The organism is Sphingobacterium faecale, from assembly GCF_016746095.1.
Classification (GTDB): domain Bacteria; phylum Bacteroidota; class Bacteroidia; order Sphingobacteriales; family Sphingobacteriaceae; genus Sphingobacterium; species Sphingobacterium faecale.
The window spans coordinates 530,185-555,167 of record NZ_JAERTY010000002.1; the positions used below are offsets into that span (position 1 = coordinate 530,185).

Genomic DNA, 24,983 nt, shown 5'->3' on the forward strand with positions numbered 1-24,983 from the left:
GCCCGCATTAGCGAGCTTTTCTTTTCTTATTTAATTTTCTTATTGTCTATTTTAAACTCTTCAAATTCCTTGTTCAGTCGAAGTAGTTTGAAGGTCGAACTAATGAGCTCATTGGTTTCTAACAATATCGAGAAATATAGTTTTGCATTTTTTGGACTATTTTCAGTGGTTCGGATATGGTCAATCTGTTTGTCTACAAGATTGTTAATTACTTTTTGAAGTTGGTCCCGCTGCTTCATAGTATTGTCGATCTTTAAAAATTCCCGACGTTTGTACATATTGTATACTTCGGCGTACCAATTGCCCAATTCGTCCGCTACCAAGCGAAGATCATTGCCTTGATAGTCTTTCAGTGGCTTATGGTTATTGTCTACATGGTTATGCGCATTAGTAGCTATGACATACAGATTTTCGACAATATCCTGCAGGTATCCTAAAGACATTATATAGAAGCGGCTGCCTTTGGCCGAAGAATCATCCAGGTTGCGTATAAAGCTGTATAGATTGTCATTGGTTGAATCCAGATCTCTTAAAAACTTCTTGATGAGTTTTTTATTCATCGATAAAGAGGTCAGGTCATTTTTAATCAACCCATCTATAATCTCTTTGTAAAAGATATTGGATTTTGCAAAAACTTCACTGATCTGATTGGAACTGGCTTCTGTTACCTGTTGTAAGGTATGAATATCTTCTTTGGCTAGTTTTAACTTCTTTTTGGCTTGCTCAGCAACTTTTTTCTTGTGACTCTTAGCATTGAAAACCAATAGAATTGCAAGTAGTACTAGAGCGCCTACAAATGTAATAATACCCCCTATCTTCAATAGGTAAGCGATGATAAACGCTCCCGCAAAAGCACAGGCAGCAGTAAAGAACCACCCTCCAATAACGTGGAAAACTCCCGATACCCGGTAGACAGCACTCTCTCTATCCCAAGCACGGTCGGCAAAAGCAGTACCCATAGCAACCATAAAGGTTACATAGGTAGTGGACAATGGAAGTTTCATAGAAGTACCTAACGCAATCAGACTGCTGGCGACCATAAGGTTGACCGATGCGCGTACCATATCAAACATGGGCTCATCAGGCGTTTTCTTTTTTGTCGTGCGCTCATTCTCAAATGAACGATCCAAGCGGGATTGTAGGGCTCTAGGCATAAGAAAACCTATAGCATTTCCGACGCTGAGAAAACCACGAACTATCCATCTAGATAAGGTATTGGGTTGGAATTTTTCGGTACCACCGTCTTGGCTGCTTAAGCTCATCTCGGTTTCAATAACCGATTTTGCTTTCTTGGAAGTCCACAATGTGATGATCATAATAGCTCCTGAAATAAATAATATCCAGACCGGAGCTACGATGTCAGCAGAACCAAGCTCGTCCATCATATAGGTCTCAGGATTGCCTCCAGATGCTTGGAAAAAGCCGATAGCCTGTATCGCTGCGACAGGCACACCAATAAAGTTAACCAAGTCGTTGCCCGCAAAAGAAAGCGCTAGGGCAAATGTACCTATACCAATAATGACTTTAAGGATATTTATTTTTAGACGGGTCAATATGAAGCTGAAAGCGGTAAATAGGACAAAACTGCCTAATATCAGTAACAGCTCATGTGTATTGATCCAATCCTTGGTGGCTTTATCAATAAATGTAACGGTTTTTAACCCTTTAATGATTATAAAATAACTAATGGCCGCAAGAGCCACACCTCCAAAGAATACACCAAAGGATTTCATTTTTCGTTCGAATTGAAATGTAAAGATCAAACGAGAAACATACTGGACTGCCATACCGACACTAAAAGATAGCACCACGGACAGTAATATACTGATTACAATTTCTGATGCTTTTTCGGTATTGATATATTGGGATAGACTGGACCAGTCGCCGGTGGTTGTTGCTATTTTGTATAAACCTAAACATACTGCACCACCCAAAAGCTCGAATACAATGGATACAGTGGTAGAAGTCGGTAAACCAAAATAATTGAAAACGTCCAATAAGATGATATCTGTAATCATCACGGCGAGGAATATGATCAGTACATCATTGAAACTGAACATACTAGGGATGTATATCCCACTTCGCGCAATTTCCATCATACCGCTGGAGAATACAGCTCCACATAATATACCGGCACTCGCCAGGATCATGATCAGCCGGAATGGAATAGCCTTTGATCCTATAGCTGAATTTAGGAAGTTAACGGCATCATTACTCACTCCCACCATCAGGTCTATAATACCTAGAGTAATGAGTGTGATGATAACTAAATATAAATAATTGTCCATAGTTTTATTTTTGCAAAACTATGAACAAAAAGTCAAGTATATATTAAGTTAATGTTAAGTGTTGTTTTTTATTGTTTTAATTGATTTTATTTAAAACAATTTAACCAGTTCGCTGCCATTAGATCGGCCCCTGCAGGTGTTGTGTGTACACCATCCGTCGTCCAATAGCCTCCAGGGGCACGTTTGCAGGCTTTGTCAAAAATATCCTGATAAGGCACTAATAGGGCTTTGTACTCTTTAGCGATATCTCGGGCGGCCTGTTGATACATTGCAAATTCAGGAAACCAACTATTATCTACATGCTTCACCTCTTTTACGGCAAAGGGTTCTGCAATGATTAACTTGACTTGGGGCAGTTTCTCCAAGGTATTGTCCAGTAGTTTTTGATATTGTTCTTTGTACAATTGGGCCGAACCGGTATAATTCCCATCTCGTTTGTGCCAATAATCATTAACACCGATAAGGATGCTCAAAATAGAGGGAGCAAGGTCGATGCAGTCTGCCTGCCAACGATCTTGTAATTGAGGGACTTTATGGCCGCTGATACCTCTATTGTATATCTTGATATTCTTTTCTGCGTATTTATTCAGCATCGCGCTTGCAGCAAGCATAGCATATCCCTGCCCCAATGCTTGTGTGTCGTTAGGCAGCTGGTTTTCCCGGTTGCGTCCATTGTCTGTAATCGAATCGCCTTGAAATAGAATAATGTCATTTTGCTTGATTTCTAGCTTATTCTTAATGTTGGCTTGCGTTTCTGCTTTTGCATCATAATTCCCAAGGGCTGTAGCCCCCAAGGCCAATACAGAGCTTTTGATAAACGTTCTTCTATTATTCATGTACTGTAGGTTTAAGTAATGTGAAGTTACAAAAAAGTACACAATTAACAGTGTATACACAAAAAAATACGGTAGCGTGAAAAATAAGCTGTAAGCTACACTGTTTTCTCGACCATAGCAGAGCAATCTGCCGACTTGAACGCTATTGCTGTCCAACCCCCATTTTTGAGCACCTTTAACCGTATATGTCGAGTGCCTGGCGAATAATAGCACAGGCTTCACGGATCTCTTCGGTAGAGATCGTTAGTGGAGGAGCTATCCGTAAAGCAGTTTCGCAATGTAGATACCAATCGATCATTACACCGTTTTCAGCACAATATTTACTGATATTATAAACCTGATCAAAAGTATCGACTTGTAAGCACATCATGAGTCCTAATCCTCGTATTTCCTGGACTTTTGGATGATCTAATTCTTTCCGGAATAGTCTGGCTTTCTCTGTCACACTGTCTATTAGTTTTTCTTCTAATATGGTTTCTAGAGATGCTAAGGCTGCGGCACAACTTACCGGATGCCCCCCAAAAGTGGTGATATGCCCCAGCATTGGATTGGCTTTGATAACATCCATAATCTCTTTTGAAGCTACAAATGCTCCTAATGGCATGCCTCCGCCTATACCTTTGGCCAGCATTAATATATCCGGAATGATTCCAAAATGCTCGAAAGCGAATAAAGAACCTGTACGGCCAAAACCGGTCTGGATCTCGTCAAAAATCAATAGGGTCCCTGTGGAGGTACATTTTTCTCTCAGTGCCTGCATGTAGGCCTTGTCCGGTACGCGCACACCGGCTTCACCTTGGATAGCTTCGACAATCACTGCCGCGGTAGCAGTCGTGATATGGGCAAGATCCTCTTGATCATTAAACGTAATGAAATCAATTTCGGGAAGTAAAGGTGCGTATGCTTCTTGATAAGCAGGGTTGCCAATCAAACTCAGGGCTCCTTGTGTGCTTCCATGGTAGGCTTTCTTAGCCGCGATGATCTGTCTACGGCCTGTAAATTTTTTAGCCACTTTCATGGATCCCTCGACAGCCTCTGTTCCGGAGTTGGTGAGGTAGACGGATTGGAAAAAGCGAGGAAGTTGTTCTAGTAGTTTGGTCGCAAACTGGACTTGTGGAGCTTGCACAAATTCACCATATACTGTAACGTGCATGTATTTGTCCAATTGTTCTTTTATCGCAGCAATTACCCGAGGGTGTCGGTGCCCGATATTACTGACATTGAATCCTGAAACGAGGTCTAAGTATTTTTGTCCCTGAGGACCGTAGAGGTAAGAACCCTCTGCTCTTTCGACTTCGATCAGACGGGGGCTATCTGATGTTTGAGCCGTGTTTTTTAAGAATAACTCTCTATTACTGATCATGACCAAAAGTAATAAATAGTTATGAGGTTATAAAGTTATGAGATTGTTTTGAAACAGGCTACTTATAGGAGAAGTAGCCTGTTCGCTTGTTTATCAACTATGGTATTACACTGCAGTTATCAGAAAGTAATTCTTTTTACCTTTCTGGACTACCAGATACTTGCCATTGATTAAATGATCAACAGTTATTACTTGTTCGATAGCACTAAGTTTCTCCTTATTCAAGGAGACACCGCCGCCCGTCAACATCTTTTTGGCCTCGCCTTTGGACGGGAATACAGTCGCTTTAACGGCAAGTAGGTCCAAGATGTTCAAACCGGATACAAGATCATTTTTACTAATGTTAAATTGAGGAACTCCATCAAATACATCAAGTACAGCTTCGTGCTCAAGATTGCTCAAGAACTCTAATGAACCATTACCAAATAGAAAATCGGATGTTTTGATCGCCGTCTCGTACGCTTCTAGGGAATGGGTACGGATGGTAATATCTTTTGCTAATGCCTTCTGAACAGTACGTAGATGTGGTGCATTATCATGTTCTGCGATGATAGCATCGAGCTCCTCTTTACTTTTTAATGTAAAGATTTTGATCCAGCTTTTAGCATCATCGTCTGTGGCATTTAACCAGAATTGGTAATATTTGAAAGGCGATGTTTTCTTCGGATCTAACCACACTGCGCCAGATTCGGTTTTTCCGAATTTTTGACCATCAGCTTTTTTGATCAACTGTGTAGTTACTGCAAATGCACTACCCTGATCTTGACGTCTAATCATTTCTGATCCCGTAACAATATTGCCCCACTGGTCAGAACCGCCCATTTGTACTTTACAATTGTGGTGTTTCCAAAGATAGTAGAAATCATACCCTTGAATTAATTGATAAGTAAATTCGGTGAACGATAAACCGTTATCACCTTCTAAGCGCTTCTTTACCGAATCTTTGGACATCATGTAGTTGACGGTAATCAACTTGCCCACATCACGAATAAAATCCAAAAACTTGAAATCTTTAAACCAGTCGTAGTTGTTGACCATCTTAGCGTCGTTTTCTCCATCGCCGAAACTCAAAAACTTAGCTAACTGACTTTTTAGTGAAGCTACATTATGATTTAGTGTGGCTTCATCTAGAAGATTTCGTTCTGCCGACTTGAAAGAAGGATCTCCGATCATCCCTGTAGCACCTCCGACAAGGGCAACTGGTTTGTGTCCGGCATTTTGAAAATGGATCAATGTCATGATTTGGGTCAAATGACCGACATGTAAAGAATCGCCAGTCGGGTCAAAACCGATATACCCAGACACTTTCTCTTTATTAAGTAAGTCTTCGGTACCGGGCATGATATCCTGAAGCATGCCTCTCCAACGTAGTTCTTCTACAAAATTCATAAGTGTTGTGTTTGATTCTCATTTGCCTTATGGAATACCCACTTCTGGATATTTCATAACAATATGATTGTTTTTTAATTATAAGATTGCAAAGATAAGATATTAAGCTGTATATTACGATAATTTAAGAGATACTCCTGCTGTGAATTTTTTATCGCACTACTATTTTGAACGTTATGCTATAGAGCCTGAACAGGTTTTAGGTGGTCTTTTGCCGGACTTACTGAAGAATGTAGATAAAAAATACTCATTTCAGCTTCATAAATATGATGATATTCTAAACACTACCCCAAAGGCACATGCCATAACGGAGGGATGGAGGCGTCATGTAGAAGTAGATCGTTTGTTCCATAATTCTGAGTTTTTTTATCAACATACGCATCAACTGAGGTTAGCTATAGAAAAGGATATCGTGGATTTACCAATTAGACCTTCGTTTCTTGCCCATATTGGATTGGAGTTGCTGTTGGACCACGAACTTATAGTGCATGATCTGCTTAATGTAGGCCGGTTGTACGACCATCTGGCTCAAGTGGATAGAAAGGCAGTGTCATCGTACCTCTTGCATCTGGGAAAGATAGATATAGCACTTTTTTTTGATTTTTATGATCGCTTTCTAGCCTCGAGATATATCTTTGACTATGCCAAAGTGGAGAATCTGCCACACGCCTTATTCAATATATGCAGACGGATTTGGAAATTTGAGGTGACCGAACAGCATATCCGGGGGTTAGGAGAAAGATTGCAAGGATATAGAGAGACGCAGCTGCAGGGATTTTTTGATATATATAATTACCTTAGTCAACAATTAGAATAAAAAGGGACTTTCTCAGTTCTTCGATTTAACTTTTAAACTTAAAAATATGAAAAACCAACTTTTCAGAAAGAAAAGTGTTGATCAAATACTAATCGATTCGCAGAAACATGGCTCAGGTTTAGCTAAGATTTTAGGTGTCCGTGATTTAGTTTCTTTAGGTATTGCTGCCATAGTAGGTGCTGGTATCTTTAGTACGATTGGTCTTGCAGCGTATAACGGTGGACCTGCCGTATCGCTTTTGTTTGTTTTTGTCGCTTTTGCCTGTGTATTTACAGCATTATCCTATGCGCAGTTTGCAAGTACCGTCCCTGTATCGGGATCTGCCTATACTTACGCTTACGTCGCTTTTGGAGAATTGTTTGCGTGGATCATTGGTTGGGCGTTGGTTTTAGAGTATGCAGTGTCTAATATGGTCGTAGCTATTTCTTGGTCGCAATACTTTGTTTCGATGTGTGAAGGCTTTGGGATTTATATCCCCAAATGGTTGACCATGGCACCGGGATATGCTATAGAAGCACACGAAAAGATGTTGCAGGTAGGAGCAGACAAGTTGACGGGGATAGATAAAATAGCCTTAGAAGCTTATAACACAGCACCAAAAATAGGAGATCTGCCCCTAGTTTTTGATCTACCGGCGGGATTAATCACCGTCTTGGTGACTTGGTTGGTTTACATCGGTATCAAGGAATCTCAACGGGCAAGTAATATCATGGTTATTATTAAGATCGGGATAATCATTGCCGTGATATTAGGTGGGGCGTTTTTTATAAAGCCTGAAAATTGGACACCATTTGCCCCTAATGGAATTGGAGGTGTGTTGAGTGGGATAGCCGCTGTTTTTTTTGCGTTTATTGGATTTGACTCTATTTCTACCACGGCAGAAGAATGTAAAAACCCACAAAGGGATTTACCGAAAGCAATGATCTATTGTTTAATTATATGTGCCATACTATACGTTCTGATTACCTTGGTGCTGACAGGAATGGTCAATTATACAGATCTAAACGTTAAGGACCCTTTGGCCTATGTATTCCAATATGTGGGATTCGATCATATGGCAGGAATTATATCGGTGACTTCTGTTATTGCTATAACAAGCGCATTGCTTGTTTTTCAGTTAGCCCAGCCCCGTATCTGGATGACAATGAGTAGAGATGGATTACTGTGGAAGAAGTTTGCGACTATTCATCCCAAATATAAAACACCCTCTTTTGCCACTTTGGTGACTGGTGTGGTTGTCGCTGTACCCGCGCTATTCTTCAAAATGGACTTTTTTGTTGATCTTACTTCTGTAGGTACATTTTTCGCCTTTATCTTAGTTTGCGGTGGTGTGCTCTATATGGATAAAACGGGGCTTTCCAAAAAATCGAAATTTAAGGTTCCTTATATCAACGGTAAATATCTCGTCGGCGCCGGATTTATTGTAGCCGTTTTTCTAATGTTTGTCTATGGACAGGATAGTCTTCGGGAGTGGCAAACACTGGGCACGAAAGATGTGATCGTACACAAGTCGCTTGTGGTAGTTTTCTGGGGGACATGGTTGGTATTAAGTATCTTTAGTTTTAAACACAGCTTTTCTTTGCTTCCGGTTGTAGGGATACTCGTTAATCTGTATCTGATGAGTGAATTGGGAGCTAGTAACTGGATTATATTTATAATATGGCTAGCGATAGGTCTGCTTATCTATTTTATGTATGGGTATAAGCACTCGAAGCTGAATAAAGATTATGAAAGTTAAGAGGTTATGAAAGTTATAACCTCTTAACTAAAAATAACTATTTCAGTCTTCTTAACTTAATGTTTTCGGTGTTTGGGATATTAAGGGGCACACGTTCTAGCGTAACAAAACTACTGTCTAGACCAAAGCCTTTCTCCTCACTCAAGCTAAAGTGTTTTAGAATTTTGTAGATTTCCATAATGATGCGGTCTCCCCAGCTCAGGTCGCTGGTTCTGGAAAAGACTTTCTCGAGCACGACGAAATTAAAATCACCGGTGATTTTGTGTTCTTTCAGCGTCTCATATTGACTCGTGATATCGATTTCACCTTTAGTGACCATGTCTTCAACAACTTTTCTGAAAAGTAAACTTATTTTTTGCTCTTCTCTGAATCCAAGTTTAAAGTCAATCCGGATTAGTTTGCCTGGAATAAGCTGTTTTACGGTGTAGTCTCTGGCGTGAGGGGTATCCATTACATCGACATGGACTAACCAATAGACATCTGCTCTTTTTGGTTTTTTATTGATTAGCGAGTAGATTATTTTGGTTTCTATTTCTTCCATATTGTTAGCACTGGTCAGATATACCAATTGAGAAGCAAAAGTGGGTACCGACTTGTCGTCACTGAGTTTGGAAAGGATCGGATAGTATTTTTTGATGTCATCAAACCGTACAAATCTATTTTTTATTTTTCGGGCATTATACCAGGCAAACATCACGGTGAATATACTACAGGCCAAAATAAGTGTCAACCATCCACCATGGGCTATCTTGACACCATTTCCCATTAGAAAACCTATTTCGATCGTGAAATAAACGAGGGCAAAAAGTATAATCCACAGTTTGTTGATACGTTTTCTCATCATAAAGAAAATGACCAATATTGTGGTAGATAGAAATGTTAGATTGATAGCTAGACCATAAGCAGCCTCCATGTTGCTTGATTTTTGGAATATGGCGATAATCAACATGCACCCCAGAAATAAGATCAGGTTGATAGAAGGCACATAAAGCTGTCCTTTTTGATCACTGGGATACCTAATGGTGACTTTGGGCCAGATATTGAGCCTTACAGCTTCGGAGATCAGTGTATAAGAACCTGAAATCATCGCTTGACTGGCAATGACTGCAGCTATAGTGGCTATAGTAATACCATATATCAGGAACCAATCCGGCATGATGGAGTAAAATGGATTCCGATCTCCTAAGACAGAACCTTCGTGCATGATAAGCCAAGCACCCTGGCCAAAGTAATTGAGGATTAGGGTAAACTTAACAAAGATCCAACTTACGCGGATATTTGATTTGCCGCAATGTCCCATATCGGAATAAAGAGCTTCTGCTCCAGTGGTACATAGAAAGATAGCTCCTAGGATAAATAATGCATCTGGATAGTTAATGATCGTCTCTAGCGCATAGTAAGGGTTTAAAGCCTTGATGACTTCAGGGGCATAATGAATATAGGAAAGTCCTAGAATACCAATCGTACTGAACCATACGAGCATGAGTGGGCCGAATACGCGACCGACAATAGAAGTTCCAAAGCGTTGAATAAGGAATAAAAGAGAGATTATCAATACGACTACCGGGACCGTCGGAAAAGACGGATTATGAATGGCTAGCCCCTCAATGGCTGTGGAGATGGTGATGGCTGGTGTAATCATACCATCGGCCAATAGGGTTGATGCGCCTATAATAGCCGGTATAATCAGCCATTTTGCTTTTCTACGAACGAGCGAGTATAAAGATAATATGCCTCCTTCGCCTTTGTTGTCTGCATTTAATGTAATCAGTACATACTTGACGGTAGTCTGTAATGTGAGTGTCCAAAAAACGCAGGAAATACTGCCTATAACGAGGTCTTTGTCAATGGATCCTTGGTTGAAAATTGCTTTGAAGACGTAGAGAGGGGAGGTTCCGATGTCTCCAAATATGATGCCTAAGGAGATTAGTAATCCGCCCATACTAAGGCGGTTGAGTGTGTGTTTATGGTCTGAGCCCATAGGTGTTTTTACAGTGTTACTATTAAAATATGGTGCCAATATAGAGCAAAATACTGATGTAACGAATTTTCTTGTTAAAAATTGTTAAAAGCTCCGAAAAAAAGTGAAAATCGTACCTTGCTAGATCTAAAAAAACTAACTTTGTATTAGGAAGTGTGGATCAGATTATTTAGATTTGACTAAACCATTTCCGATTACTTGTTGTCTAAATTAAATAATGAAAATAAATATCCATAAATACGTAAAAATAATGTGCACGGGCTTATTCATCTTGGCCTCGGCATATTTTGCCCATGCCAATGGGATAAGCGTAGCATATGGATCGCATAATAATCTATTTTCTTTAGATGCTAAGGATCAGGGAAGTGACAAGGTGATTACAAATGTAAAAGTAATGTATAACCCTGTGGCGGAGCAGATAAGTGCTTCGTTTAAATTGACCAAGCAAGGGAATGTTTCCATAAAATTAATGGATGCCCTAGGTAATGAGGTGCTAAATTTATCCAACTCATCACTTGATGCAGGTAGTCATAATCTTTCTTTTGAAACGGAAGGAAAGGTATCAGCTGGCTTTTATTTTGTGAGAGTTAGTTTTGGAGCAGAGACAGTGGTCAAACGAATCTCCATTCGTTAATAATTTTAAATCAATATTAAAAAGCAGGTTTTTCTTAGCTTCGTTCTATTTATCAGTTTATTGAAAGGACTAAAAATTTCGCTTTTTACGATTTAAGGTCAATGTTCTTTTCTTGTAATTTATTATCCCTCCATAATTTAGTAAGATGTCGCCGCCTAATACGCCTATGATAGAAGGTAGATTCATTTGAGTGTAGGCGTAATTGATAGTTGACAGATCCAGAATAGCCACTTCAGTCGGTTTACAGATCCAATCTTGTATGCTGAACTCTTTAAGGGTCATGGTTTCACTTTTCATTTCATTTGTGCCCAACCCCGTTGATAGAAGATCGGATGTGATAAAGGAGGTTTCCGGTATTCCAGATTGAAGAAGCGTACTTCTGTCAAATACGGTTTTGCTGGCTCCGGTATCTACGACCATGTTATGAGCTACGCCGGATATAGTTACTTCTACAAGAATGTGAAAGCCTTCTTCCTCTAGTTGAAGGAGCTGTAACGGAATTTTGTGCATGTATGTGTTTTATGTCAGCAACGATATACGTTGCTGACGTAAATAGGGGCTTATATAATGTTGTTGTCTTTGAGTACTGCATTCATATGGCGTACCGCCTCGGCACTAGCTTTAAAAGAAGCTTGTTCTTCTTTAGTAAGCTCTAAGGGTACGATCCGATCCCAGCCTTTTTTATTGATAATAACCGGTACTCCTATGTTAATATCGTCTTCACCCATTTCTCCTTCTAGATAGACTGATGCAGTGAAAAGTTTATTTTCGTTTAATACAATGCTTTTAACCATGGCAGCGGTCGCTGCTCCTGGTGCGTACCAAGCTGATGTGCCTATTAAAGCGGTAAGTGTCGCACCTCCAACCATAGTCTTTTTGACGATATCAGTTTGTTCTTCTTCTGTCAAAAATTGAGTTACAGGAAGGCTATTCCAAGTAGCTTTTTGTATCAAAGGGATCATCGTGGTATCCCCGTGTCCTCCAATAACCAAGGCATTTAAATCGGAAGGAGAGGCATTTAGTTTTGTTGCGAGCTGAAACTTAAAACGCGCTGAATCCAGTGCTCCGCCCATACCGATTATTCTATTCTTGGGTAGGCCACTTGTTTTGAGAGCAAGATAGGTCATCGTATCCATAGGGTTTGATACGACTAGAATGATAATCTCAGGAGAATGTTTTACTAAGTTTTCGACAACCGTTTTTACAATGTTGGCATTGGTGCCGATCAGCTCCTCCCGGGTCATACCAGGTTTACGGGGAATACCTGAGGTGATCACCGCAACGCTACTGCCTGCCGTTTGTAAATAATCATTCGTTACTCCTTTTATCTTTGTATCGAAACCGAGCAGTGCTGCCGTTTGCATCATATCCTGTGCTTTACCTTCTGCAACACCTTCTTTAATATCCAATAATACAACTTCTTCGGCAAAATTAGCTCTTGCAATATTATCGGCTGTGGTGGCGCCCACAGCTCCGGCTCCTATAATTGTGATCTTCATCGGTTTTCAAGTTTAACGTATCTAATAACTAAATTTACTTAATATTACTTGTTTAAAAAAGGATTGAAGTAAAAAATAGATGGCACGTAGTCGAGATAGTAATTTAAAAAGGATAACCTATTGCTAAATTGAAGATAAGATTGTCTCTTCTCCATTTGGAGCTCCTTATATCGATATCTTTGAATACCCAACGATCTCCTTTTGGAAGATAAGGGATTCTAAATGGCATAGCAAAATCGGTGCGTATGATCAAGAAATCAAAGTCAAAACGAAGCCCCGCACCTCCACCAACAGCAAGTTCGGTTATGAAATCTTTGGAAAACTGTCCTCCAGGTTTGTTGACATCTGGCCTCTGCAACCAGACGTTCCCAGCATCTACGAAAGCAGCCCAGTGTAGAAAACCAGCAAGTTTGGATCTGTATTCGGTATTCAATTCCAATTTGTAATCTCCGGTTTGGTCTGCAAAGAAGTTGTCGGCTCCTATATTTTCAGGGGCGGATGAACCTGGTCCAACCGCTCTAGCCCGGAAAGCTCGAAGGCCATTAGGCCCTCCGCTATAATACTGTTTGAGGTAGGGAAGAGAGTAGGAGTTGCCATAGGAATAACTCGTTCCTATCATTAGCCGAGACGCTAATTGAGCATCCTTACCTAATTTCATATAATGCCTAAAGTCACCTTCGACACGAACAAATTGACTGTATACGGTGCCAAAAAGTGTACGTGTTTCGTCTTTTTTATAGCTCGCTCCCTGGATGAGACCTAATACATTTCCGGAAAGATTAATTCCCCCTTTGAAGTAAAAGGTATGTTTTAAATTCTGATCCATGGAGTTGGTAAACGTATAGGTGTAGTTAGGGCCGAAGGAGAATTGAGGATCAACAATACGTTTTAGTGTCGGTACAGTATCCATTTGAGCCTGATAATCTGCGGATATGTTCCGGGGTTGTACATAGATGATCTCTGCCAGTGTCAGATCATGCTGTTTTTGATCATTTTCTTTCCACATATAACCATAATTTAAAGTGGAAGAGTTCAGGACATAGGCCGTCCGTCTATTTAAGAATTCGTATCCTAACTTTAAGTAGGTTTTAGGTATGAATCGTTTGGAAGGAGCCCATTTGTACGGGGAAAGTAGCCGGGGCCAGGTGATGGCAACCTCGGCTCCATATCTGTAATAAGCAGAATTTAAATTAACTTTTCCTCCCGTCTGTGTTTCATATCCCCCAAAAACGTTAAGTGTAACTGTTTCTGCTCCCTTAAAGGCATTGCGCAATGTCCACGTTACGTTTGCTTCAGAACCATTGTATACGGTAGCTGTTTTACCTAAAATCTCAAAACGTAATGATTTCTTGGGAAGAGGCGTGAGATAATAGTAGACATCCAAAGTGTTGGCTGAATCTGGACTGTTTTCGAAATTGTTTTTAACGAACTTAAAGGTGTTCAGATTTACCAGATGATTAATGGTCTGATTGTGGTCATGCCTGTTATATAATTCCCCCTTTTCAAAGAAAATATGATTGGCTAATACTTTCTTTCGAAAAGTATTCTGTGGATCTAGGAAATAAATACCATTGTTAAACAAATCCATATTTCGCGAACTCCTGCGTGTATATCCTTGCGATCCTAGTGTGTAGTTCGGATAGACATAGATATTACCTATGCGTTGTGGTTGTTTTGCTTGCTTTGTTGTTTCTGGCTTTATTGTCACATACATATCAACTTTATGATTTCCTATTGTACTGTCTACTTCAACCAAAAGATTGTCTGGGTTAAAATAATAGTAGCCTTTGTTTTTTAGAAGATTGTCAATACGTTCGCGTTCACTGATAATAACATCTAGATTATAATTAGCCCCTTTCTTTAATAAAGAACCTTCTTTGACTGAAAGGATATCGCGGCCAATAGCAGACAGAGAGTCCATGCTATAACTAAGTGAGTTGATCCGGTATATCTTACGTGGTATCGCAGTATAGAGAACACTGGCATACTTTCCTTTTATAATAGTATCGGAACTGACCGACGCATTAAAAAAACCTATGTTTTCCATGCGGTTACGTAATAGGTTTTCATTGTATTCGCGGTTAACGTCACTTAGTAAAACGGGAGCTTCACCTTGCTTTTTTAAAAAATTTCGGACAAGGTTTTGGCTGCTGTCATAGCCTCCTCCCATATTCCAAAATATAAGCTTCCATGGTACACCTAAAGCTTTCTTATTAGGCTTGGGTAGTAGCAAAGACTCTAGATGTTCCTCAAAGGCTAATTTTCGTTGCGGATTAATGGCTGTATCGAGTTTTAAATCGACCTCACCACCGGTATATAATTTCTCCCCCTCGGCAATGTATTTTGTCGAATTACAAGAAAACAATACTGAAATAAATAGTATAGATACGATTGATAATGTAATTCTAGTGTGCATACTGTCTCCTTTCCTCTTCTTCATTACGGATTGCAGATATTGATTTTGAGATGTCTGCATCTTTGTTGGTGGTATCTTTTTTATTTTGAACAGAATCTTGGGATCTCTCTAATTGTTCTTTTTGTTCCCTTTCTTGCATACGTTTGCGGAATTCCGGACTATGTAGCATTAGACTGTCTTTAATAACCGTTCGCACACTGTCCCGATAGATAGAGTCTGTTTCCATTCTATCTACATTAAACCGTTTTCTAAAACTACTGTTATCGGTATTATAATACTGTTCAAGTGCTTTTGAACTCATAAAAAGCTCTCTGAAACGGTTATAACTCATGTTGATAATAAAGCCGATACCTGTTTCTACAAACTGCCCTTGAAGTGTAGCTTGGTATTGGTTTTTGCGATATACTCTGGCAAAGTAACGGCCGTCTTTGGAAAGCTGGTAATCGATAGAAATATCACCAGCGATATTATTCGGTTTTTCGCCGGGACGTGTATTTCCCTCTACTTCAAAATTAGAGCCGACTGTAATTTTTAACCGGTCGTCAAATAGCATTTTGGATATCCCTACAGCAAGGTCTGTTCGGTTTTGTCCCGAACCTGTTAAATAGTCTTGTTCAGATTGAAGGTTGAAATCTAATTCGACTCCCTTGATCAAGTCCGATGCCAGGTTGTTGAGTTGGCTGGATAGGAATGAACTTACTGAGCTACGCGCTATACCTTCTACTCCGCCTCCTCCAGAAAGACTCTCAAAAGGATTAGAAGACATAAAGCGTCCCATGATGATTAAGGAGAATACCTGTTTATTTAATTCGGCCGGATCATCACGCAGGGACGCAAGTCCAATATTCACTTTAGAAACAACATCCTGAGAAACGATGGCATTGTTTTCATCTAAGTCAATGTCAAATCGAATGTCCGGTTTGAATAATTCTCCAGAAAGAATTAGCTTAACATTGAAGGGGACTCGCTGCTTATAAAGATTCTGGCTTTCGGTACCGATTTGGTTACTGACAAGTTCTAACGTCGGAAAACGACCTTTGTAAATTGCTGTAATATCCATCCGTGCATCTAATGGATCTCCATTCCATGTGATAGTACTTCCTTTTTCGAAATCAAACTCTTTTTTAATGGGACCGAAATTGAAAGAATAGTTCCCCTTTTCGACCGTAAATGTACCGGACATTGTTATTTTTTCACTGGCATCTATGGCTGTATTGAGTTCGGCGATACCTTGTATGTTTAAGGCGTCTTGAGAGCCTTCATCGATGATGACTTTGAATTTAGCCTCCCGATCTGTGCTAAGGTTGAGGGCAAGGTCCATTCCTGATAACTTTGTCGCTGTTGTCATAGAGTCCAGCCTTGCAAATACATTAGTCCGCGCAGTATCACTCTTATCTACGAATTTAACGACTCCGTCGCGTTCTGCTATTCCAGGATTCTCATTAGGAACGATAAACACAAAGTCAGTGTTTTCATTTGCCTTTACATCACCATCAATAACTGGTTTATTTAAATCACCGGAGATGCGGATATTTGAAGTGATGTTCAATTTGCCATAGAATAGATCATTATCTTCTCTGGTGGAATTTACAGCCGCAAAATTCTTCGTTGTCAGATTCAGATTGAAGTCAAAATCGGTGTAATTTTTGGTTAATATACTACCGTTCAATTTGGCTTGATTTCCTCTAAGATCATTCAATTCAAATTGTTTGAAGGAAATTCCCTGATTATTAAAGGTTATTTTTTGTTTGTCCATCAACAAATCTGCGTTGAGCATGGATACATTCATCCGTGCTTTATTAAAGGTAAGGTCGCCGATTATCTTTGGAGTATCAAAATTGCCACTGATTTGAAGAAGTCCATTAAGATCCCCCTCACTATTTTGTAGATACCCCATGCTAAACGCTTCTATCGTTTTTATCTTTAGAGGTTTTAATTCCAAGGTTGCATTAAAACTGGCTTCTCCGGTAGGAGGGGCCAGATACTCACCTAATAATTGTACATCGTTCCCGTTTTCGGTAATCTTGACATCTGCAGAATAGGTGTTTTCTTTGAGATTATCTACTTTGACCAAAATATTACCCACGGTATCCTGACCAAAATAGAATTTTTGTATTTCGAGATCAGATACAAATATAGGACTACTGGATAAACGCGAAACCGTAGCTGCACCATTGATGCCGCCTCCAAAATTGAGAACATCTGATTCAAGCATGCTTGAGAAAGTCTCTATCCTAAAGTTGTTGAATGTTAGGTCGATAGGTGAATTGAATGTGCTATCTTGTGATTGCACACTGAAATCCTGCCCCTTATAACTTAATTTAAAATCCTGAGCACGGATGCCGTTTTTACCAAAACTAAGGCTATTATTAGGATTGATATTCCACTTGTCATAGTTGAGCATCAGACCGTCCTCAAAGAGGCTAAGCATATAGTTACTTTCGTCGACACTCATTTTTGCACCCAAGTGATATCGGTCCTTCTGTGCCTTGTCTTTTATCCATAGTCCAAAATCTAGATTGTTTTCAATGACTTTACCACTAAGCACGGTATTATTTAATTCGATATTATTTACTTTGATTTTGTTTATTAATGTCGAATAATACATGGTGCTGTCAACAGTAATTATATCCAAGCCTACATCTCTAACTTCAATCCCATCATAGATAAGTGCTGGAGCTATTAGTTTGGCCATGATACTTTTTTGCTTACTATTGAACGTGCCGTCGAGGGATATGTCATCCATCCGTTCGAGTCCCGGTAGAAAATCCCTTAGAAACCGCGAGTTATTTAATGTCGCAGAAAATTCAAAGTTTTGATCCTCGTACTGTAATGTGGAAGGCGGCTCGTTCTTTGGATTATAATAGATCTTTGCTACATCCTGTAAAGAAGTAGCTAGATCAGTTAATTTGTATTTTCCGACCAAGTGGGCCCGTAAAAATTCGGACCGAAGAACCAGTGCATTACGATTGGTGTCTGCTACAGCAGTAATAGAAATCGTATCTAGGGCATATCGGGAATCATTGTAGGCAATAGAAGACTGTGAAATAAGTAATTTACCGTTTAGGTGATTGATATCCGCTGTTGGTAAATCAAGATTTACTTTACCATGATAACGGAAATCATCTTTCATGAGTTTAAGATTTTTCAAATTCACAGAATCAATCATTAATTCTGCTTTTACAGCGGGATAATGGCCACGCATATCTGCGTTCATATCCAGATTGAACATGATGTTAGGGTCGTTGGAATTAATGTTTCCATTGATATCACCATTCTGTGCCGTTAGATTTAGTTTTATATTTTCGTATTGGTATCCTAATGCGTCTAAACGGTTTACCGTACCATCTACAGAAGCCATCATTGTTTTAGGATCTAACCCCCGTCCCTTTACCTGAGCATCTAGAGAAATAATTCCCAATGTGGAATCCTGATCAAGGAGGTGTCCTATATTAAAATCAGCAATAGAAAGTGTAGCATCGTATGTGGTATCTCTACCAGCCATACTTAAGTATCCGTTGACGGTGGCGTTTCCTTTCTCTGTCAATAGGCTCATGTTTGTGTCAAAACCTTTCATGCCTCCTTTAAATGATCCCGATAAGGATATCGAATTAGGAAATTGAAAAACCATGTCTTTTGGAAGCAACGATTTTGCAATAAGCCTGTCCAGATCTCGTTTGCTTGTCGTTAGTTTTTTAAGATTAAGGTTTATAAAAAGCTTGTCCGTATCCGGGAGACCTTTAATATCTGCACTTGCTATAATATTGGTATTGTCGAGCGTGCGGAAATTTAAGGACGGAATATGGAGGTCATTGAGTTTACCTACTACATGACCATCCAAGAAGAAGCGCTTGGTCATGAGGGGCTGCATAACATCCATTTGTTCGAGGTCTGGAACAAAAAAACGGATGTCCGACATGTCAATCTGTGTTTTTGTTACTCTAGCATCGATGGAAAGCAAGCCTGGATTGTCCGAAACAGCTTCCAGCGAAGGGTATTTGATTTTAAAGTAATCCCGTATGACCGTGTTTGGGGTTTCTGCCAGCAGATTTTCTATGATCGCACCGGTATTGGTATAGGTGAAGTCTGCCTTCAGCTTTTTTAGGTAAAAACCGGAATGGTCTTTTGCCGTTAGGTTCAGTAAAGAACCACTTATGGAGTCTGCTGAATAGTGAAGATCATCCAATGCGCCGGCTAGATCTGTTATTTTGATGTTGAAATAGTCAAAACCTTTCATCCGAGCTTCATTATCATTTCTGAATGCAAAGTTTGTTTTGTCGATGACCACTTTATCGGTCGACACGACCCAGTTTATACTGCTGCTATCGGATGTGGAGCTTGTCTTTTGTTGTATTTTGCCAAGAGTAACATAGGAATCGGATTGATCCAGGATCAATTCTCTGATACGGACCACTTCTTTGTTTAAGTCGATTACATCGATATTGGCAGATAGGTTTTTAATATCAAACTTAGTATCCATCGCAGAGGAAACATCTTGATATCGTACAAAAATGTCTTTTAACTTGATGAATTCGGTACCGATATTGGGAAGTAGGGCTGTACTATTGGCAATGCTGTCGGTGATGCCGAAATCTTCCGGGTTAGGCTTAGTGCTTTCTGTGCTGGGCACCCATTGCTTGACGTAGGCGGTGAGTCCCTCTAAATTGATCTTGGGCATATCGAAAGTCATGTTGTCTTTCAGATCAAATGTTTTGATACGGGTATCAAAGTGATTCAGCCAGATATCTGCAGAGGTACCGATCATATCGTCTTTGTAAGCAAAGCGTATACGGTCAAAGTTCACCTTGTCGATATCGAATAGTAGGGCTGAGGCAGTATCGGGTGCGGTAGGGGTGCTTTCTTTTTCGGAAGTGAATGCTTTGAGGATGTAGTCAAAGTTAAAATTGCCGTCTGGTGCTGACCGTGTGATCTTAGCGGTAATCCCTTCCAGGTCTATTTCCTGTATCTCAATAGTGTTTTTCAATATCTTTAACATATTGATGTCTACCATTAATTTCTCTCCGGAAAGGAGGGTGTCCTGGCTTTGGTCTTCAAAATAGATGTTTTCCAATACTAGTTTTTTTGGAAAAGTAATGTTTACATAACCAATGTCCACCGGTGTGCCGATTTTGGCTTCTAGGTAATGTGCTACCTTGCCCGCGATGTAATTCTGGACAGATGGTAGACGAATTAAGAAGATGACCAATAGGACCAAGGCTATTACTGAGCCAAAAATCCATAAAAAAATGCGTAATAAAACGCGTGTAAATTTATTCAAACCAATGATGTGTATTAGTTACCAAGCCTCTAATTATAACGTAAAAATAAGCTAAATGTTTACTAAAATGTAATTTTTATGGTCGAAACTCGATAAAATAGAAGTCGGGGTGGAAAATTCCTAAATGTTTCCAAATTGTGGTGTCATTCTTGCATTACCTGTGTCAATTTTGAAGGTTATTTCTCCGTAAATGTAGAGAGAGGATAGAAAATATAATTATCTTTAATAGGAATATGAAAGTACTAATAATTGAAGACGAAGTGGAGTTGCTTCGGAGTATTCAGGATTTTCTAGAACAGGAGCGTTTTCTTGTTGAAAGTGCGGATAACTACGAGGGGGGGATGGATAAAATATTGAATTATGCCTACGATATTGTGCTTTTGGATATCATGCTGCCTGGCGGAAGCGGGTTGGATCTGTTGCGGTCGTTGAAAGAAAAGAATGTAAATCAATCCGTACTCATTCTTTCTGCAAAAGATTCTGTGGATGATAAGGTGCTGGGATTGGAAATTGGCGCTGATGATTACCTAGCGAAGCCTTTTCATTTTGCGGAGCTTTTGGCGCGGATAAAATCTATTGTACGCAGAAATACGCAACACGGAGAGACGATTATCCGGTATCAAAATGTGTCGCTGGACATGGACAATCGTATTGTAATGGTGGATGAGCAGGAATTGCCTCTCAATCGTAAGGAATTTGATATGCTTTATTATTTTCTATTAAGACCTAATAAGTTATTGGAAAAAACGACGTTGGCCGAAACTGTATGGGGAGACCACACTGATCAGGCGGATAATCTTGATTTTATTTATTCTCAGATTAAAAATCTGCGTAAGAAACTTAAAGACGCCCAAGCCGAGCTGGATATACAAGCGGTCTACGGTGTAGGCTATAAATTGGTGTGATGGCTGTTTCTGTAAAATACTACACTAACCGTTTTATAGTTATTACAATACTTATCGTGATGGCGGTATGGGCATTGCTTTTCTATGCTATATTGATGGATGAGGTGTATGATAATATCGACGATGGTCTGAAGAACCAAAAAATTGAAATTATCAGAGAGGCTTACAAAAATCCTGAAATCTTAGAAAACACAAAGGAGTTTGGGGTCAATCAGTTTAAAATATTGCCTGTCGAAGGAGCTGACGATGAATTGGATAAGAATCGTTTTTCGAAGGAGTTTATTTATATGCCCTATGACGAGGAAGATGAACCTTATCGTGTTTTGCGGACAGGTTTTTATAGTAAAGAAGGGAAGGCGTATTCGCTAGAGATTAGAACTTCTACGGTAGAGGAAGATGATTACTTGATTAATCTGGCTATATCTTTAGGTGTACTGTATGTCGTCATTATACTGAGTATACTTCTTATTAATCATTTCGTTTTGGGTCAGGCTTGGAAGCCTTTCCAATTAACTCTTGATAATTTGAGTCGGTATCGGTTTGGAGATACAGCGAGTTTTAAGGTGGTTCCCACTAAGGTGAAGGAATTTGAAGAGTTGAATCAGCAGGTCAAACATATGATCGACCGGAATGAAGAGGTCTTTGAATCCCAAAAACGCTTTTTAGAAAATGCTTCACATGAGTTACAAACTCCTCTAGCAATAACAATAAATAAATTAGAGCTCCTAATGAATGACACAACGTTGAATGAAGATCAACTGGTCAAGCTGTCGGGGGCCAAAGCTGCGTTACATAGGATGGTAAGCTTAAACAGATCGTTGCTTATGTTGTCCCGAATTGATAATAATCAGTATGTGGTTAATGATTTGGTCAATTTTATACCTATAGTAAGATCATTACTGGACGATTTGGAGGATATTGCCGTTTTTAAGGGGGTGGAGCTTGTGCTCGAAGGGGATATAAAGGAGTTTAATGTTAATTTTAATAGAGATCTCGCGCAGATATTACTATCCAACTTGTTGCGTAATGCTATCAAATATAATATTCCTAATGGCAAAGTAGTGGTAGCGATCGGAGTGGATAAAATCGAAATATCAAATGATACTAATTCAGGAGCACTGAATCCAGATTATATCTTTGAAAGATTTTATAAAGGCAGTCAAGATAATTATTCAAACGGATTGGGCTTGTCTATAGTACGATCTATCTTAGAGAGACAGCATGAGATTGAGCTCTTTTATAAGTATGAATCTGGTAAGCATTTTTTTGTGCTTCAAAAAAAATAATAATTTTTTCAAAATATCTTCTAATTCCCAATTGTTTCCCAAATTGGATTGGAACTTTGAGTTATAAATCAAAAGATAAATAAGAAGATGAAAAAAATGATGAAATCCTTTATGACTTTAGCGCTTTTAGTAATGGCATTTGTAACTGTAGCGCAGGAAAAAATAATCTCATTTACTCAGTTGCCAAAGAAAGCCCAAAGCTTTGTGACGACTTATTATGCGGCTGATCAAGTGACCTTGGTCAAAGAGGAAAGCGAGTTCTTGACAGGTAAGAGTTATGAGGTGAAATTAAAAAATGAGGTGAAGTTAGAATTTGACTCCAAGGGAGAGTGGACAGAAGTCGACGCTGAACTTAAGGCGGTTCCTTTAAAAATAGTACCTCCCTCTATTTTGGAGTACGTTAAAAAGAGCTTCCCTAATAATGAAATTGTTCAGATTTCCCGTAAATCGCGTAAGTACGAGATTGAACTGACTAATGGTGTAGATCTTGAATTTAATAAAAAAGGACAGTTTGTCCGTATTGATGATTAGTTTTATAATTGAATATGTAAAGAGATGATGAAAAAGTTAATATTCAAATTTATGCTTTTAATGACTGTTGCATTTGTTGCTACGTCATGTGAAAAGGAGGAACTGATTGGTGTGGATAACCTTCCTTCTGCAGCTGATAGTTTTTTGAAAGTACATTTTAAAGATATAAATGTGCTTTCGGTGACGCGGGAAAATGAACCTTTGTCTGGTACGGAGTATAAAGTGTTGCTAGGAAATAGGGTAGAAGTGAAGTTTGATAAAAATGGAAACTGGGCCGAAGTGGAAGCGCTTGATAATACGGTCGCTATACCTACTTCATTCGTATTGGCACCTATCGTGAGCTATGTAAAAGAAAACTATCCCAATGATGGTATCAATAGTATCGATAAAGAAAAACATGGATTTGATGTGGAATTAACAAATGCGCTGGATCTGGAGTTTGATAATGCCGGGAAGTTTATTCGAATCGATCCTTAACAAAAGAAAAATGGGACTCAAATTTGAGTCCCATTTTTTTAACCTTTTCTAGCTAATTCGATTTTTGTTTCCATCTCATTGACTACTTTATCAACATCGGCAGAACCACCTGACGATTCAAAACGGATAAATCCTTCTTTATCAATAACAACTTTATGTGGGATACCTTTTACCCCATATGCCGTAGTTGTAGCTTTAGTGTTATCTTTCATTTCATCAAATAAAACATGAAATGAATAGTTGTTTTTTGTCATGAACTCACCGACTAACTCTTTGTAGTTTTCCTCTCTCTGCCAAGTATCGATAAATAAAAACTCAACTTCTTGATCTCCTTTATATTTATTCACAGCAGCCTGCATACCAGGGAAAGACATCACACATGGGCCACACCAAGTTGCCCAAAAGTCAAGAACTACAACTTTTCCTTTGTAATCAGATAAAGAAACTGTCTTTCCATCTCTGTTTACCAAAGTGAACTGAGGAGCTTCTTTTTTTATCATTTCTGATTTATATTTAGAAACCATGGCTTCTTTTGCTTTTGCCTCGATGCCAGTTAAATAGTTGTCGAAGTTGGCTTTGTTATTGTTCAGTTTGTTGTACAAAGGCTGCATCTCTTTTACAACGTCGGCATTTTTGCCGTTTTTGACCACAAAATTTTCTAAAGAAAGGAAGGCATCTAACTCTTTTCCCTGTTTAGCATTGGCTTTGGCTAATGTAATAACATTAGCGGGTGTACCTGCCGCATAAGGAGATGATTTCATGTATTCTTCTAATACATTAACAGCTTTTTCTGAATTACCTTTCTCTATCAAAGCTTGAGCATAAGCAGGAGCTAAAGAAGCATAAGCTCTTGCCGCTCCGCCGCTTTTTATTTTAGGATCAGTAGATTTGGAGGCTTCCAATGCATTTGTGTAGGCATCTTCTAAGATCGGTAAGGCTGTGTCATACTTGTTTTCTTTGATCAACCCTGTAGCAATTCTGCTAGCATAGGAAGGGTAATTTATACTCGATTTAAGTAGGTTGACATAAGTCTGAGCCTTTGTTGTATTGTTTTCTTTGAAATAAAGACCTGCTAATGTAGCTGCTGCCTGATCGTAAATACCTCGGTCTTTTTCATCGAATGAAGCTGCAGGGAACTGTTTTAACCATGTGTTGTAGCCTTTTTCTGCCATATCGGCAGAGATGTTTTCATTGCCAAATATTTTTTCATAAGCTTCAGAGCGGGCTTTGCTTCCTTTTGGAAATTTTTTGATTATAGTTTTGTTAACAGCTTCCGCCTTTTCATTCTGTTCTAAGCTTTCGTATACTCTAGCTGCCAATGAAACGAAATTTTCATTTTTGCTTTGAGACATTGCTAATGCTTCTTTGCCTAATTCTAGTTTTGACGCATCATCGCCTTTTTGGAATAACTGATTTAAATGTTTTAATAAGTCATCCATTTTAACATCTTTCTGTTTTGCCATCTGGGCTTGAGCCGAAGAAAACGCTAGTCCTGCGCTTAGAAGGGCAATTGATAAAATCTTTTTATTCATCAGTCTATAATTT

The 24,983-nt window shown here is 39.2% G+C and carries 17 protein-coding genes; 7 read left to right on the forward strand and 10 right to left on the reverse strand.

The genetic code is table 11. The features are described 5' to 3' along the window. Positions 1-26 precede the first annotated feature (26 nt). From JKG61_RS05195 to tyrS, 4 genes are all read right to left on the reverse strand, one after another. Positions 27-2,288 carry an inorganic phosphate transporter gene (locus JKG61_RS05195; RefSeq protein ID WP_202101911.1) on the reverse strand — a complete coding sequence of 754 codons (2,262 nt, stop codon included), beginning with the start codon at positions 2,286-2,288 and terminating at the stop codon, positions 27-29. Positions 2,289-2,374: 86 nt separating this feature from the next. Further along, complete coding sequence (locus tag JKG61_RS05200) at positions 2,375-3,124, reverse strand: SGNH/GDSL hydrolase family protein (RefSeq protein ID WP_202101912.1); 750 nt, start codon at positions 3,122-3,124, stop codon at positions 2,375-2,377. A gap of 175 nt (positions 3,125-3,299) precedes the next feature. Continuing rightward, entirely contained in the window at positions 3,300-4,487 is a 1,188-nt protein-coding gene (locus JKG61_RS05205; RefSeq protein ID WP_202101913.1) for an aspartate aminotransferase family protein, read from the reverse strand. Between the two features lie 105 nt (positions 4,488-4,592). Further along, positions 4,593-5,876 carry a tyrosine--tRNA ligase gene (gene tyrS, locus JKG61_RS05210; RefSeq protein ID WP_202101914.1) on the reverse strand — a complete coding sequence of 428 codons (1,284 nt, stop codon included), beginning with the start codon at positions 5,874-5,876 and terminating at the stop codon, positions 4,593-4,595. Positions 5,877-6,018: 142 nt separating this feature from the next. Between tyrS and JKG61_RS05215 the strand changes: the two genes are divergently transcribed. Continuing rightward, the gene (locus tag JKG61_RS05215) at positions 6,019-6,693 is read left to right on the forward strand and encodes a hypothetical protein (RefSeq protein ID WP_202101915.1); all 675 of its coding nucleotides are present in this window, start codon (positions 6,019-6,021) and stop codon (positions 6,691-6,693) included. 46 nt (positions 6,694-6,739) lie between these two features. Further along, positions 6,740-8,431: an amino acid permease gene (locus JKG61_RS05220; RefSeq protein WP_202101916.1), complete on the forward strand. Its 1,692-nt coding sequence runs from the start codon at positions 6,740-6,742 to the stop codon at positions 8,429-8,431. A 37-nt stretch (positions 8,432-8,468) separates the two neighbouring features. On the opposite strand, the gene JKG61_RS05225 is transcribed toward JKG61_RS05220, so the two are convergent. Beyond that, positions 8,469-10,373, reverse strand: coding sequence for a KUP/HAK/KT family potassium transporter (locus JKG61_RS05225; RefSeq protein WP_237249377.1), 1,905 nt, complete (start codon positions 10,371-10,373; stop codon positions 8,469-8,471). Positions 10,374-10,629: 256 nt separating this feature from the next. Between JKG61_RS05225 and JKG61_RS05230 the strand changes: the two genes are divergently transcribed. Continuing rightward, positions 10,630-11,046, forward strand: coding sequence for a T9SS type A sorting domain-containing protein (locus tag JKG61_RS05230; RefSeq protein WP_202101918.1), 417 nt, complete (start codon positions 10,630-10,632; stop codon positions 11,044-11,046). A 69-nt stretch (positions 11,047-11,115) separates the two neighbouring features. Here JKG61_RS05230 and JKG61_RS05235 read toward each other — a convergent pair whose 3' ends face one another. The 4 genes from JKG61_RS05235 to JKG61_RS05250 all read right to left on the reverse strand — a co-directional run bounded on the left by JKG61_RS05235 (position 11,116) and on the right by JKG61_RS05250 (position 20,239). Next, complete coding sequence (locus JKG61_RS05235) at positions 11,116-11,556, reverse strand: aspartyl protease family protein (RefSeq protein ID WP_202101919.1); 441 nt, start codon at positions 11,554-11,556, stop codon at positions 11,116-11,118. Positions 11,557-11,606: 50 nt separating this feature from the next. Then, positions 11,607-12,545: a malate dehydrogenase gene (locus JKG61_RS05240; protein WP_202101920.1), complete on the reverse strand. Its 939-nt coding sequence runs from the start codon at positions 12,543-12,545 to the stop codon at positions 11,607-11,609. A gap of 103 nt (positions 12,546-12,648) precedes the next feature. Further along, positions 12,649-14,985 carry a translocation and assembly module lipoprotein TamL gene (gene tamL / locus JKG61_RS05245; protein WP_202101921.1) on the reverse strand — a complete coding sequence of 779 codons (2,337 nt, stop codon included), beginning with the start codon at positions 14,983-14,985 and terminating at the stop codon, positions 12,649-12,651. Next, positions 14,951-20,239: a translocation/assembly module TamB domain-containing protein gene (locus tag JKG61_RS05250; RefSeq protein ID WP_202101922.1), complete on the reverse strand. Its 5,289-nt coding sequence runs from the start codon at positions 20,237-20,239 to the stop codon at positions 14,951-14,953. The genes tamL and JKG61_RS05250 overlap by 35 nt, the downstream gene beginning before the upstream one ends. Before the next feature lie 233 nt (positions 20,240-20,472). Here JKG61_RS05250 and JKG61_RS05255 point away from each other — a divergent pair, with 233 nt between their 5' ends. From JKG61_RS05255 to JKG61_RS05270, 4 genes are all read left to right on the forward strand, one after another. Beyond that, positions 20,473-21,144 (forward strand): response regulator transcription factor, encoded by a 672-nt coding sequence (locus JKG61_RS05255; protein WP_202101923.1) that lies wholly within the window; start codon positions 20,473-20,475, stop codon positions 21,142-21,144. Continuing rightward, positions 21,144-22,430, forward strand: a complete 1,287-nt coding sequence (locus tag JKG61_RS05260; RefSeq protein ID WP_202101924.1) for a sensor histidine kinase — start codon at positions 21,144-21,146, stop codon at positions 22,428-22,430. Before JKG61_RS05255 ends, JKG61_RS05260 begins: the two co-directional genes overlap by 1 nt. Before the next feature lie 96 nt (positions 22,431-22,526). Further along, positions 22,527-22,961, forward strand: a complete 435-nt coding sequence (locus JKG61_RS05265; RefSeq protein ID WP_202101925.1) for a PepSY-like domain-containing protein — start codon at positions 22,527-22,529, stop codon at positions 22,959-22,961. A 24-nt stretch (positions 22,962-22,985) separates the two neighbouring features. Further along, complete coding sequence (locus JKG61_RS05270) at positions 22,986-23,438, forward strand: PepSY-like domain-containing protein (protein WP_202101926.1); 453 nt, start codon at positions 22,986-22,988, stop codon at positions 23,436-23,438. Positions 23,439-23,476: 38 nt separating this feature from the next. On the opposite strand, the gene JKG61_RS05275 is transcribed toward JKG61_RS05270, so the two are convergent. After that, positions 23,477-24,970, reverse strand: coding sequence for a TlpA disulfide reductase family protein (locus tag JKG61_RS05275; protein ID WP_202101927.1), 1,494 nt, complete (start codon positions 24,968-24,970; stop codon positions 23,477-23,479). Positions 24,971-24,983 lie beyond the last annotated feature (13 nt).

What these genes read in the sequence shown, in the direction of transcription:
- JKG61_RS05205 (WP_202101913.1), bottom strand. Translation starts at nt 4,487, where the DNA reads ATGATCAGTAATAGAGAGTTATTCTTAAAAAACACGGCTCAAACATCA.
- JKG61_RS05255 (WP_202101923.1), top strand. Translation starts at nt 20,473, where the DNA reads ATGAAAGTACTAATAATTGAAGACGAAGTGGAGTTGCTTCGGAGTATT.
- JKG61_RS05230 (WP_202101918.1), top strand. Translation starts at nt 10,630, where the DNA reads ATGAAAATAAATATCCATAAATACGTAAAAATAATGTGCACGGGCTTA.
- JKG61_RS05260 (WP_202101924.1), top strand. Translation starts at nt 21,144, where the DNA reads ATGGCTGTTTCTGTAAAATACTACACTAACCGTTTTATAGTTATTACA.
- JKG61_RS05200 (WP_202101912.1), bottom strand. Translation starts at nt 3,124, where the DNA reads ATGAATAATAGAAGAACGTTTATCAAAAGCTCTGTATTGGCCTTGGGG.
- JKG61_RS05240 (WP_202101920.1), bottom strand. Translation starts at nt 12,545, where the DNA reads ATGAAGATCACAATTATAGGAGCCGGAGCTGTGGGCGCCACCACAGCC.
- JKG61_RS05195 (WP_202101911.1), bottom strand. Translation starts at nt 2,288, where the DNA reads ATGGACAATTATTTATATTTAGTTATCATCACACTCATTACTCTAGGT.
- JKG61_RS05220 (WP_202101916.1), top strand. Translation starts at nt 6,740, where the DNA reads ATGAAAAACCAACTTTTCAGAAAGAAAAGTGTTGATCAAATACTAATC.
- JKG61_RS05265 (WP_202101925.1), top strand. Translation starts at nt 22,527, where the DNA reads ATGATGAAATCCTTTATGACTTTAGCGCTTTTAGTAATGGCATTTGTA.
- JKG61_RS05270 (WP_202101926.1), top strand. Translation starts at nt 22,986, where the DNA reads ATGATGAAAAAGTTAATATTCAAATTTATGCTTTTAATGACTGTTGCA.
- JKG61_RS05275 (WP_202101927.1), bottom strand. Translation starts at nt 24,970, where the DNA reads ATGAATAAAAAGATTTTATCAATTGCCCTTCTAAGCGCAGGACTAGCG.
- JKG61_RS05235 (WP_202101919.1), bottom strand. Translation starts at nt 11,556, where the DNA reads ATGCACAAAATTCCGTTACAGCTCCTTCAACTAGAGGAAGAAGGCTTT.
- tyrS (WP_202101914.1), bottom strand. Translation starts at nt 5,876, where the DNA reads ATGAATTTTGTAGAAGAACTACGTTGGAGAGGCATGCTTCAGGATATC.
- JKG61_RS05225 (WP_237249377.1), bottom strand. Translation starts at nt 10,373, where the DNA reads ATGGGCGGATTACTAATCTCCTTAGGCATCATATTTGGAGACATCGGA.
- tamL (WP_202101921.1), bottom strand. Translation starts at nt 14,985, where the DNA reads ATGAAGAAGAGGAAAGGAGACAGTATGCACACTAGAATTACATTATCA.